Origin of the sequence: Jiangella rhizosphaerae (assembly GCF_003579925.1) — a bacterium.
GTDB lineage: Bacteria > Actinomycetota > Actinomycetes > Jiangellales > Jiangellaceae > Jiangella > Jiangella rhizosphaerae.
Map to the genome: position 1 here is coordinate 1 of NZ_QUAL01000090.1, position 11,418 is coordinate 11,418.

The 11,418-nt window shown below is 73.8% G+C and carries 12 protein-coding genes; 8 read left to right on the top strand and 4 right to left on the bottom strand.

Annotated features, from left to right (window positions below; all coding sequences use genetic code 11):
• Nucleotides 1-2: 2 nt before the first annotated feature.
• Nucleotides 3-812, bottom strand: a complete 810-nt coding sequence (locus DY240_RS09825; protein ID WP_199701200.1) for an HAD family hydrolase — start codon at nucleotides 810-812, stop codon at nucleotides 3-5.
• Nucleotides 813-2,093: 1,281 nt separating this feature from the next.
• Here DY240_RS09825 and ssd point away from each other — a divergent pair.
• From ssd to DY240_RS09865, 8 genes are all read left to right on the top strand, one after another.
• On the top strand, nucleotides 2,094-3,221 hold the full coding sequence (gene ssd / locus DY240_RS09830) for a septum site-determining protein Ssd (RefSeq protein ID WP_199701202.1): 1,128 nt from the start codon (nucleotides 2,094-2,096) through the stop codon (nucleotides 3,219-3,221).
• A gap of 88 nt (nucleotides 3,222-3,309) precedes the next feature.
• Nucleotides 3,310-4,500, top strand: a complete 1,191-nt coding sequence (locus DY240_RS09835) for a TadA family conjugal transfer-associated ATPase (RefSeq protein ID WP_119659744.1) — start codon at nucleotides 3,310-3,312, stop codon at nucleotides 4,498-4,500.
• Complete coding sequence (locus DY240_RS09840; protein WP_158602799.1) at nucleotides 4,497-5,309, top strand: type II secretion system F family protein; 813 nt, start codon at nucleotides 4,497-4,499, stop codon at nucleotides 5,307-5,309. The genes DY240_RS09835 and DY240_RS09840 overlap by 4 nt, the downstream gene beginning before the upstream one ends.
• Before the next feature lie 176 nt (nucleotides 5,310-5,485).
• Nucleotides 5,486-6,268: a type II secretion system F family protein gene (locus DY240_RS09845; protein ID WP_119659746.1), complete on the top strand. Its 783-nt coding sequence runs from the start codon at nucleotides 5,486-5,488 to the stop codon at nucleotides 6,266-6,268.
• A gap of 232 nt (nucleotides 6,269-6,500) precedes the next feature.
• The gene (locus DY240_RS09850; protein ID WP_267901654.1) at nucleotides 6,501-6,911 is read left to right on the top strand and encodes a TIGR03668 family PPOX class F420-dependent oxidoreductase; all 411 of its coding nucleotides are present in this window, start codon (nucleotides 6,501-6,503) and stop codon (nucleotides 6,909-6,911) included.
• Nucleotides 6,912-7,217: 306 nt separating this feature from the next.
• Nucleotides 7,218-7,406: a DUF4244 domain-containing protein gene (locus DY240_RS09855; RefSeq protein WP_119659748.1), complete on the top strand. Its 189-nt coding sequence runs from the start codon at nucleotides 7,218-7,220 to the stop codon at nucleotides 7,404-7,406.
• 86 nt (nucleotides 7,407-7,492) lie between these two features.
• Entirely contained in the window at nucleotides 7,493-7,825 is a 333-nt protein-coding gene (locus DY240_RS09860) for a TadE family type IV pilus minor pilin (protein WP_119659749.1), read from the top strand.
• Nucleotides 7,825-8,202 carry an Rv3654c family TadE-like protein gene (locus DY240_RS09865; protein ID WP_119659750.1) on the top strand — a complete coding sequence of 126 codons (378 nt, stop codon included), beginning with the start codon at nucleotides 7,825-7,827 and terminating at the stop codon, nucleotides 8,200-8,202. Before DY240_RS09860 ends, DY240_RS09865 begins: the two co-directional genes overlap by 1 nt.
• A 133-nt stretch (nucleotides 8,203-8,335) precedes the next feature.
• Here DY240_RS09865 and DY240_RS09870 read toward each other — a convergent pair whose 3' ends face one another.
• The 3 genes from DY240_RS09870 to DY240_RS09880 all read right to left on the bottom strand — a co-directional run.
• Nucleotides 8,336-9,205, bottom strand: coding sequence for an EamA family transporter (locus tag DY240_RS09870; RefSeq protein WP_119659751.1), 870 nt, complete (start codon nucleotides 9,203-9,205; stop codon nucleotides 8,336-8,338).
• Between the two features lie 96 nt (nucleotides 9,206-9,301).
• A complete protein-coding gene (locus DY240_RS09875; RefSeq protein ID WP_119659752.1) occupies nucleotides 9,302-9,679 on the bottom strand; it encodes a hypothetical protein in 378 nt (125 codons plus the stop codon).
• Between the two features lie 118 nt (nucleotides 9,680-9,797).
• Nucleotides 9,798-11,418: Zn-binding domain-containing protein (locus DY240_RS09880; RefSeq protein WP_119659754.1), on the bottom strand; the 1,621-nt coding region annotated here is incomplete at its 5' end.

Here is an 11,418-nt window from a genome sequence, read left to right on the forward strand (position 1 = left end):
TCTCAGGAGCGGCGCCGCCGGACGGCGTACCAGGCCAGCCCGGCGGCCGCCGCCCCCGCGCTGATCGCCGCCGCCGCGATGGCCGGCTTCGGCGCGTCGCGGATCGACGCCCGCTGGCGCAGCGCGACCGGCTTCGAGAAGACCAGCACCGGCCAGCCGTGGTCGGCGGCGGCGCGGCGCAGCGCGCGGTCGGGGTTGACGGCGTACGCGTGGCCGACCGCCTCGAGCATCGGCAGGTCGGTCGCGGAGTCGGTGTAGGCGTAGCTGCGGCTGAGGTCGTAGCCCTGGTCCTTGGCCAGCTCGCGGATCGCCTCGGCCTTGTTGTCGCCGTAGGCGTAGAAGTCGATCTCGCCGGTGTACCTCCCGTCGTCGCCGACGACCATGCGGGTCGCGATGACGCGGTCGGCCCCCAGCAGCTCGCCGATCGGCTCGACGACCTCCGCGCCGCTCGACGACACCACGACCACCTCGCGGCCGGCCAGGTGATGTTCCTCGATCAGCGTGACCGCCTCGTCGTACACGATCGGGTCGACGATCGTGTGCAGCGTCTCGGCCACGATGTCCTTGACCACCTGCACGTCCCAGCCCGTCACCAGGCCCGACAGGTACTCGCGCATGCGCTCCATCTGGTCGTGGTCGGCGCCGCCCACGAGGTAGACGAACTGGGCGTACGCACTGCGCAGCACAGCTCGACGGTTGATCAGACCGCCCTGGTAGAAGCTCTTGGAGAAGGCCAGCGTGCTCGACTTGGCGATGATCGTCTTGTCAAGGTCGAAGAACGCCGCGGTCGCAGGGCGGTCGTCATTGTCCACGAGTAACGAGGATATCGATCTCCGCGCCGGGCCGCCGCGCAGGCGGCTCCGTGGCGGCCTCGATTAAAAAGTTGTCACGTGTGTTTGGCCCCTGCCGTCGTTGGGGACGATGCGTTCTGGCGGCACCCCCCCGCCGCCTTTTGACCCGGCCCGCCCCCCTGGCCGGGTCCGCACGGCTCCTGCCTCCCACCCGGCAGGGGCCGTGTCTTTTGTGGCACCGGTTTCACCGCTCAGCGGTCGTCGCGGGATGGCCGCTGGCTGTGAGCCGACGTTGGTCGTGCCGGTGGGAAGGTCGCTGGCGTTCGCGATGGAGCCGGCATCGTGCCGACGGCCACGCGCGCGGCCGTGGCCCCCTCACCGTGCCGACGAACCCAGCCGTGTGGTGCCAGCCAGGCCGAGCGCACCGATCTTGTCGCCGTCGACCGCCGGTACCGATGACGACGAGCTGCAGGCCGCTGATGGGTGAGGGATCCGGGTAGCCAGGACGACGCGGATCCCTCACCCATCCAGGCCGCGACGGCATCACCTGCCGACCGCGNAAGGCCGCAGCGTCGGCAATCTCGACGTCGGCCAACACGCTGGCGCGCGGCTGCCGACCCGGTTCTCGGATCTCTTCACGAAGGGCGATCCGCGCCCGTTCGCCGGCCGGGCGGACGGTGGCGGCGTGGTGCCCAGGTGCCGGTGGGGATTGTCTGTTTGGCGGGGTCGTCCGCACTCGCTCGGGCGACACCTCACCCGCGTGAGGACCGTGACGGGGAATGCGAAGGGCGGCATGCGGCCGTCCGGCGGGTGAGATGGCCGGTCCCCGGGTGACGACATTGCCGGTGATGGCGTGGTGGCCGGCAGGGTGGACCTGTCGTGATCGGGGTTCGCTCACGGTCAGCTGTCATCCGGTGAATCGTTCGCCGGTGTCCACGTGGCCGGATCCGGCCGTGTTGCGGGGCGGCCCCACCAGGCGTTCGCCCGCTCCGCCGGGCACGCATTCCTGGTCGAGCGGGAGTGCGCGCCCTCGAAGTCGCGATCCTTGATGATCAACGCTGTCCACAGGACCAACCCCACACCGAACCCATGGCGAACGACCTGCTGCGCCCCAGACCCGCGTCGTCCCCTGACAGCGCCCCGGGCCGCGGAAGCGTTGGCCGCGCCCGCGCGTCGTCGCGAAGCCCGTCCACAGGCCCGACGAATTCGCGGAGTTGTCCACATTTCGCGCATCGGCCGACCGGCGAACGGCTCGCGGAGGCAAGGGTGGAAGGGAGTTCCGCCCCATCCCCGGAGGTCCCCGTGTCCCGCATCGTCGCCCGCTCCCGTCACCGGCCGGCCGGCCCTGTCGACGTCGTGCCGCCGCCGCGGCCGCTCGTCATCACCCGTAACGAGGTCCTGCTCGACGACCTCCTGCGCCTCGCCGCCGCGGCGTCCGTCGAACTGGAGGTCGTCGGCCGGCCCGAGTCGGCGCGTTCGCGCTGGTCACAGGTGCCGCTGGTCGTCGTCGGCGACGACGAGGCCGACACCCTGGCGGCGTTGTCGCTGCCGCGTCGCCCCGGCGTTCTGCTGATCGGCGACAGCGACGACGGTGCCCGCGTCTGGCGCCGCGGCGTCGCGCTCGGGGCGGAACAGGTGCTGTTCCTCCCCGACGACGAATCGTGGTTGACGGGCCGGTTCGCCGACGCGGCGGAAGGCGGCGACGGCGAGGCGCTCGTGCTCGGCGTCATGGGCGGTCGCGGCGGCGCCGGCGCGTCGGTGCTGGCCACGGGCCTCGCGGTGACGGCGAGCCGGCAGGGGATGGCGGTCATCCTGGCCGACCTCGACCCCCTCGGCGGTGGACTCGACCTCGTCCTCGGCGCCGAGGGTGTGACCGGCCTGCGCTGGCCCGACCTCGCCGACAGCAAGGGCCGGCTCGGGGCACGGGCGCTGCGGTCGGAGCTTCCCGGCCGGCACGGACTCGCCGTCCTGTCCTGGGACCGCGGCGACCTCCTGACGCTCGCGCCCGACGCCGCCGACGTCGTCCTCGCGGCGGCCCGGCGGGCCTGCGACCTGGTGGTTCTCGATCTGCCGCGCTGGCCCGACCCAGCCGCCGAGTCGGCCATCGGGCTGTGCGCGTCCGTGCTGCTCGTCGTGCCGGCCGAGGTCCGGGCGGTCGCGGCGGCCACCCGGGTCGCGGCGGGCCTCACCATGCTCGCGGCCGACGTGCGCGTGGTGACGCGCGGACCGTCGTCCTCGGGCCTGAGCGGGCCGGATGTCGCGATGGCGCTCGGTCTGCCGTTTGCGCTGCACCTCGCGCCGGAGCCGCGGCTGGGCGTGCATCTCGACCGCGGCGAGCCGCCCGGACTCGACGACAAGGGGCCGCTGGTCCAGGGGTGCGGACGACTGATCGAGACGATCCTGCGCGACCATCGGCCGGTCGGCGCATGACGCCGGCCGTGGTCACTGGCGCCGGGACGGGTCGGGTACGCGTCCCGGTCCCGGCGATAGTCGTTCCGCCGCAGCGGGCGGAGGAGCGATGAGGTTCGACGAGACTCTGCTCGACCGCATCCGCTCCACCCTGGCGCAGGCCGCCGAAGCCCCGACACCGGCGCGGGTCGCCGCGCTGCTCCGGTCCGAGGGCGCCGTGCTCGGCGACGCCGCGGTGCTCGAGGTGACCGAGGCGCTGCGGGCCGAGATCACCGGCGCCGGCCCGCTCGATCCGCTGCTGCGCCGGCCCGGCGTCACCGACGTGCTGGTCAACGCGCCCGACGAGGTCTGGATCGACGACGGCGACGGCTTGCGGCGCGAGCCGGTGCGGTTCCGCGACGAGTCGGCGGTGCGGCGGCTCGCGGTCCGGCTCGCGGCGTCGGCGGGCCGGCGCCTGGACGACGCCGTTCCCTACGTCGACGCCCGGCTTGCGGGCGGTGTGCGGCTGCACGCGGTCGTGCCACCCATCGCTCCGGACGGCACCGTCATCTCACTGCGGGTGCCATCGGGACGCGCGCTGAGCCTGCCCGACCTGGTCGCGGCTGGGACGGTGCCGGCCGCGCTCGAGCCGTGGCTGACGGCGGTGGTCCGCGCCCGGCTCGCGTTCCTGATCACCGGCCGGACCGGCTGCGGCAAGACGACCGTTCTCGAGGCGCTGCTCGGCGTCTGCGATCCGGGTGAGCGGATCGTGCTCGTCGAGGACGCGGGCGAGCTGCGCCCCGACCATCCGCACGTCGTCAGGCTCGAGGCCCGCGCCGCGAACGTCGAAGGCGCCGGTCGCGTCGGTCTCGACGTGCTCGTCCGGCAGGCACTGCGGATGCGCCCTGACCGGATCGTCGTCGGCGAGGTGCGTGGTGCCGAGGTGGTCGACCTGCTGGCCGCCCTGAACACCGGTCACGAGGGCGGCTGCGGAACGCTGCACGCCAACTCGACGGCGGACGTGCCGGCGCGGCTGGAGGCGCTCGGCCTGGCCGCTGGGCTGGGCCGGGCGGCCGTGCACGCTCAGGCACGGGCGGCGCTCGATGCTGTCATCCACCTCGTTCGCGACGACGGCGGCCGTCGACGGGTCGCACAGGTCGACGTGGTGGCCGGCGACGGCGCGGGCGCGGCGACGCGTGCCTCCGCCGGCGGTCTGGAGACGGCGGCGGCGTTCCGGGTCGACGGCGACGGCGCGGTCTCCCGCGGTCCAGGCTTCGACATCCTTGCCGAACGGCTCGCGGGCCGGGGGTGGGAGCCGTGACGGTGCTGCTGGCGAGTGTGCTGGGTGGGCTGGCGGCGGTGGTGTGGGTGGGGCGGCCGTCGTTGCTCCAGGCGCGGCTCGGCCGGCCCGGCTCCGGTCGTAGGGGAGCGTGGCGACGGCTGTCGCCGCGCACGGCCCTCCTCGGCGGCGCGGTCGCGGCCGGAGCGGGTGGTCTGGCTCTGGCAGGGCCGGTGGGGCTGGTGGCCGGGCTGCTCGCCGTACCGCTTGGCCGGTCATGGCTGCGCCGTCGGCGGGAGCGACAGGCCCGGCGACAGCGAGAGTCCGACGTCGCCGAGGGCTGCGTGGCCCTGGCCGGTGAGCTCGCCTCCGGCGTCCCGCCCGCCCGCGCACTCAGCGCCGTCGCGGTCGATTGGCCCGCCCTGTTCGGCCCCGCCGCCGGACGAGCCGCGCTCGGCGGAGATCCGTCGGCAGCACTGCGGGCGACCGGGGAGCTGCCGGGAGCCGGCGCGCTCCGAGCGGTCGCGGCGGCCTGGGAGGTCTCCGAACGCACCGGTGCCGCGCTGTCCTCGGTGCTGGTCGCGGTGGCCGACTCCGTTCGGGCCGAGGCGACGGTGCGGCGCGAGGCCGACGCCCAGTTCGCCTCCGTCCGGGCGACCGCACGACTCATGGCCTGCCTGCCGGTGGCGACATTGCTGCTGTTCTCGGCCGGCGACGGCGACGCGCTCGGCTTCCTCACCGGCACGCCGGTCGGTCTGGCCTGCCTCGTCGTCGCCGCCCTGTTGGTCGCCGGCGGCCTGTTCTGGGTCGACCGCGTGTCGCGACAGACGAGGTCACCGTGGGACGCGTGATGTGGTGGGGATCTGCCCCGCGGAGGGCGCACACATCGCCCGGCGCTTGGGTCGCTGGGCCGATCATGGCCGGGCCGGCTGCGATGTGCGCCCCGCCGCCGGTGGTCGCGTCGTCGGCGAATGCGCCGCACGTGGGCTCGGCTGCGGAACGTCCGGGCACAGGGAGGTGACGGCCGGTGACGCTGCTGGCCGTGGTGTGTGCCGTGCTGGCCGCCGTCGTGGCGTCGGCTCCGCCGCCGGGCAGAGCCCGCTTGCGCTCCGTCCTGGGCCACCGAGAACGCCACGCGGCCAGAACCCCGGCCGTCTCGCCGGGACCGGTGGGAACCGATGCCCGCGCGGCAGGCGGGTCCGGGCCCGCCGCGGTCTCCAGGTTCAGCCGAGGACTCGCCGCGGCGGCCGCCGGCGCGGCCGCGTTCCTCGTGCTCGGCGGTGCCGCAGGGCTTATCGTCGGTGCCGGGGTCACCGCCGCCGCCTGGTACGGCGTGGACCGGCTCGAGCCGGCGTCTCGCAGGCGCGACCGCGAGCGGGTCGTCGCGATGCTGCCGCTCGCCGCCGATCTCATGACCGCGGCACTCGCGGCCGGTTGTCCACCCGCTGTCGCGGCAGAGACGGTGGGCGCGGCGATCGGCGGACCACTCGGCCGCGCCCTCGTCGACGCCGCCGCGGCCGCCAGTGTCGGCATCGAACCGGGCCGGGCGTGGTCCGATCTAGCCGTCGAGCCGGCGGTCCGCCCGCTGGCCAGGGCACTCACCGCGGCGATGACACGAGGAACCTCGCCTTCGCCGGTCCTCGAGCGGGTGTCCGCCGACGCCCGCGACGCCGCCCGCTGGACCGGTGAGGCCCGCGCCCGGTCCCTCGGCGCCCGGGCCGCCGCGCCGCTGGGCCTCTGCTTCCTGCCGGCATTCGTCCTGGTCGGTGTCGTGCCGATCATCGCGACGTCGGGCCCGCTCCTGCTGTGATTGCGCGCCGGTGCTTCCCACGGGTGTTTGGTGCTGGCTGGTGTCGTGCCGATCACCGCGACGTCGGGCCCGCTCCTGCTGTGGCTCCGCGCCGGTGGGTCTCTGCTTCCCGCGGGCGTTTCGTGCTGGTCGGTGTCGTGCCGATCGTCGCGGCGTCGCGACCGCTCTTCCGACGACTCCGCGCCGGTAGCCTCGACCTGGGCGGTGATGCGTCGTGCGGCTGACGCCGGAGGTGTGCAGGCAGCGGATGGCAGCTGCTCGGGTCGCGCACCTGGCGACCACCGGCGCCGACGGTCGCCCACACGTCGTTCCCGTCACATACGCGCTGGTGTCGTCGCCCGGCAGCGACCGCATCGCGATCGCCGTCGACCAGAAGCCGAAGACCACCCTCGCACTGCGGCGCCTCCGCAACATCACCGAGAACCCGCTGGTGGCGGTCATGTGCGACCACTACGACGAGGACTGGACCCAGCTCTGGTGGGTCCGCGCCGACGGCCGGGCGGTCGTCCTCGACGACGGCGAGGGCCGCGACGCGGCTCTCGTCTCGCTGAGCCTTCGCTACGGCCAGTACCGAGCCGATCCTCCGCGCGGGCCGGTCATCCTGATCGAGGTCACCGCCTGGACCGGCTGGTCCTACACCTGAACCGACGCCGCCTCGCCGGCGGCCTCGCCCTTGTTTCACCCACCGCGGGCGCGAAGCGTGACGGCCGCGCCATTCCCATGATCATCAGGGGTCGGCGGGTGCGATGACCCCACGGACCTCGGTGATCACGGGGCTTGCGGGTGTCGGTAAGGACGTGCTCATCCACAGGCCGATCGGATTCTGCCGGTTGTCCCCAAATCCGCGTTCGGGCCTGGGATCCGTTCGCCCGGCCGACGAACCTGGTCGCAGGCCCTGCATATCGCGGGCTCCGCGCCGGCCGGTCGCCGGATTCCAGGGAGGTCCACCATGTCCAAGTTCCTCAGCCGACTCGGTCGTCTGCGCAGCGAGCGCGGCATGACCACGGCCGAGTACGCCGTCGGGACGGTCGCGGCGTGCGGCTTCGGCGGCATTCTCTACAAGCTGCTCACGAGCGAGCCGGTTCAGAACCTGCTGAGCAGCGTCATCGAGAAGGCGTTCGGGGTGATCGGCGGATGACCCGCCGACGACCCTCGGTGCGGGGCGATCCTGGCGACGGCGGCCGGCAGCGAACTCCGAGATCCGCCGGTGATGACCAGCGCGGCATGGTGACGGCCGAGATCGCGGCCGGATTCCCGGCCCTCGTGGTGGTGCTGCTCATGGCCGTCTGGGCGGTGACCATCGCCGCTGGGCACTTGCGGTGCACCGACGCCGCTCGCGAGGCGGCCAGGGCGGCAGCACGCGGCGAGGATCTGGCGGTGGTGCGCGACGTCGCGACGGAGGCAGCGCCGCAGGGTGCCGAGGTCGTCGTCGACGAGAGCGACGGGACCGTCCAGGTCCGGGTGAGCGCGCGGATGACCATGCCGGGGCCGCTGGGCGACACCCTCCCGGCGCCGACGGTGTCGGCTCGCTCGGTCGCGTTGGCCGAGGCCGGCTGATGCCGGTCGGACGTCGCGGCGCCGAACTCGGCCGCGAATGCGGCGCCGGGACGGTGCTCATCCTGTCGGTGGTGCTGGTGATCATGGTCGCGACGCAGGCCGTGGCCGTCCTGGCGGCGGGCCAGTCGGCTCGTCACCGGGCGGCCGCGGCGGCGGACCTCGCCGCGTTGGCGGCGGCGAACCGGCTGGCGCTCGGCTCGGCGGATCCCTGCGCCGACGCCGGCCGCATCGCCGAAGCCAACGGTGCCGCCCTGCGCGACTGTGTCGTCGACGGCATGGAGGTCGAGGTCCAGGTGCGGGTGGAGACGACGTCACTGCTGCCGTGGCTGCCTGCTCAGGACCGACGTGCCCGTGCCGGTCCGCCACGTCCGAGCTGAGGTCGCGGGCGCGTGGTGGAGGGGCTCGTCGTGACGGCGGCGTCGGAAGCCGGCGCAGGAGTTCGGCGGTGACGGCTCGGGGTCGGGCCGTGATCGTCACCGGCGCGGCGTGGTCGCGGCGAGGGGCGGCGGATCAGGTCTCGGCGCGGCTCGGTGGCTGCCGGGTCGCGCCGAGGCAGGCGGTGACGACCAGCCCGACCGCGATCCACTCCTGTACGTGCAGCACCTCGTCCAACACGACGAGCCCGACCAGCGCGGCCGCCGCCGGTTCGAGGCTCATCAAGATCCCGAACACCGTCGCCGGCATGCGACGCAACGCCTCGAGTTCGAAGGAGTACGGAATCACCGATGACAGCACAGCGATCCCGGCCGCGAGCAGCAGCACGTCGGTTTGCCAGAGGTCCGCGCCGCCGGTGGACAGCCCGATCGGCGCCACCGCGACCGCGCCCACGACACTGGCGACCGTCAACCCGGAGGAGCCCGGGAACCGCTGTCCGAGCCGTTTGCCGAGCAGGATGTACGTCGCCCAGCCGACGGCCGCCACCAGAGCGAACACGACGCCCACCGGATCGATGCCGCCTGGCCCGCCGCGGGCCAGCAGCACGACGCCGATGGCGGCCAGCAGCACCCAGAGCAGGTCGAGCCGCCGGCGCGACAGCGCGACCGCCACCCCGAGCGGGCCGATGAACTCGATCGTGACGGCGATGCCGAGCGGGATGCGCGAGAAGGACTCGTAGATCGCGATGTTCATCGTGGCCAGCGAGAGTCCGAAAGTGACGGCGAGTCCCACGTCGCCGCGCGTCGCGCGACGCAGCACCGCACGAACGGCCTGCTGGGTCATGGCCACCAGCGCAACGGCTGAGAACGCCAGCCGCAGGAACACGACGGCGGTGGGCGGCAGCGTGTCGAACAGGCCTTTCGCGAGTCCGGCGCCGATCTGCAGCGAGAAGATCCCGCCGAGCACCAGCCCGGGAGCGGGGATCGACCCGAGCGCCGACGTCACGCGGCCAGCTTAGAGCCGCGTCGAAGGGGCTGAGCCGGGTCGTCGGCGGTCGCCCGCCGGCGTTGATCTTGCAGAAACGACGGAGTCGCCGAGGCGTCAGGACCTGTCGCGGTCCGAGGACGGCGACCCCGAGTCGGCGCCGGCCGGCTCCGGGCGATCGCCGTCACGGGACTTGGCGCGGTCGTCGGCGGAGCCGGCGTGACGACCGTCGTCGAAGGATGGCTGGTCGTCCGCCGGAGCACTGTCCGGCCGTCCGCCGCGCTCGGCCCGCCGTTCGAGGTCGCGGATCCGCTTGCGCTGCTTGAACTCCTTGCGCAGCCCGATCCGCAGCAGCCAGAGGGCCGCCAGCGTCGCGAGCCCGGTGACCAGACCGGCGACGTACAGTCCGGAGCCCGAGGTCGTGACCTCGGAACCGAGGAGGTCGACAGAGAGCGACTCACCGGCGCCGGTGAGCACCCCGATGGTCAGCAACACAGCGAGCAGGAGAACGATCAGTGCAACTGCGACCAGACCCACCACGACACCTTTCGTCGATCCCCCGGGTCCCACCGTAGCGAGCGGGGCGACCGCCGACGTGCGAATCCGGACTGTCTCAGTCCGTGCCGGACAGCAGCATGTCGAGCAGCCGCACGGCTCCGGCCTTGTCCAGCGGTTCGTTTCCGTTGCCGCACTTCGGCGACTGTACGCACGACGGGCATCCGTCACGGCAGGGACAGGCGGCGATCGTGTCGCGCGTCGCCGTCAGCCACGACCGCGCCGCGTGGAATCCGCGCTCCGCGAATCCCGCACCGCCGGGGTGACCGTCGTGCACGAACACGGTGAGCATGCCGGTGTCCGGATGCAGCAGCGTCGACAGCCCTCCGATGTCCCAACGGTCGCAGCTGGCCACGAGCGGCATGATCCCGATCGACGCGTGCTCCGCCGCGTGCGCCGCGCCCGGCGCGTCCGCCATCGAGACCCCGGCGGCGGCGACCGCGTCGTCGGGCAGGGTCCACCAGACGGAACGGGTCCGCAACCGCCGTTCGGGCAGGTCGAGCGGCACCTCGCCGAGCACCTCGCCCGACCGGAGGGCTCGCTTGAGGTACCCGACCACCTGGCTCACGACCTCGACGGTGCCGAAGGTGAGTCGCGCCGGGCCCCATTTCTCCGACGCCGACTCCTCCAGTACCCGCAACGTGCTGACCTCGCGCGCCGTCGTCGTGTAGTCGGGCGCCCCGGCCCGCGCCATCGCGACGCCGTCGTCGAGGTCCAGGCTCTCGATCAGGTACGTGTCGCCCTGGTGCACGTAGACGGCGCCCTCGTGCGCCGTCGAGTGGGCCCGGACGCCGTCGACGGTTCCGAGGACGCGCCCGGTGCCCACCTCGACGAGGCTGACGAGGCCGCCGGAACCGCGCAGGTCCGCCAGGTCGGTCGGGCGTTCCCGCTTGGTCCAGTGCCAGGTGGTCTCGGCCTTGACACGCCGCCGCAGCAGCCGCCGATGCTCGAGCGTGGCCAGGACGTCCTCGGTCGACGGGCCGAAGATCGCCGCATCCTCGACGGTCAGCGGACGCTCGGCCGCGGCGGCGCACAGGTGCGGCGCCAGCACGTACGGGTTGTCCGGGTCCAGCACGGTCTCCTCGACCGGCTGCTCGAAGATCGCCTCCGGGTGCTGCACCAGGTACGAATCCAGCGGGTTGTCGCTGGCGACCAGGACGGCGAGGCTCTCCTGGCCCGCGCGGCCCGCCCGCCCCGCCTGCTGCCACAACGACGCCCGGGTACCCGGCCAGCCGGCGATCAGCACGGCGTCCAGCCCGCTGACGTCGACGCCGAGCTCCAGGGCCGTCGTCGCGGCGAGCCCCACCAGCGACCCGTCGTCGAGCGCAGCCTCCAACGATCGGCGTTCGTAGGCGAGATAGCCGGCCCGGTACGACGCCACCCGGTCCGGCAGCGACGCGTCCACCTCGGACAGCGCCGACCGTGCCAGGCTCGCGACGGTCTCGGCGGCCCGCCGCGACCGTACGAACGCGACGGTCCGAGCGTCCGCGACGACGAGGTCGGTGAGCAGGTCCGCGGTCTCGGCCAGCACGCCGCGCCGCCGCGCCGTGCCGCCGTCGACGCCCCAGGACCTCGGACCGCCCGAGCCGGCGGTCCCGCCCGCCGGGCTGCTGGCGTCCACCGCACCAGGAGTCGGACCGCCCGCGCCGGCGGCTCCGCCCGAGCCGGCGGTCACGCCC

Bases quoted from the DNA above. Each gene is read 5' to 3' on its own strand.
- DY240_RS09865 (WP_119659750.1), top strand. From the start codon at position 7,825: ATGCCGGTCGGACGTCGCGGCGCCGAACTCGGCCGCGAATGCGGCGCC.
- DY240_RS09835 (WP_119659744.1), top strand. From the start codon at position 3,310: ATGAGGTTCGACGAGACTCTGCTCGACCGCATCCGCTCCACCCTGGCG.
- DY240_RS09855 (WP_119659748.1), top strand. From the start codon at position 7,218: ATGTCCAAGTTCCTCAGCCGACTCGGTCGTCTGCGCAGCGAGCGCGGC.
- DY240_RS09860 (WP_119659749.1), top strand. From the start codon at position 7,493: ATGGTGACGGCCGAGATCGCGGCCGGATTCCCGGCCCTCGTGGTGGTG.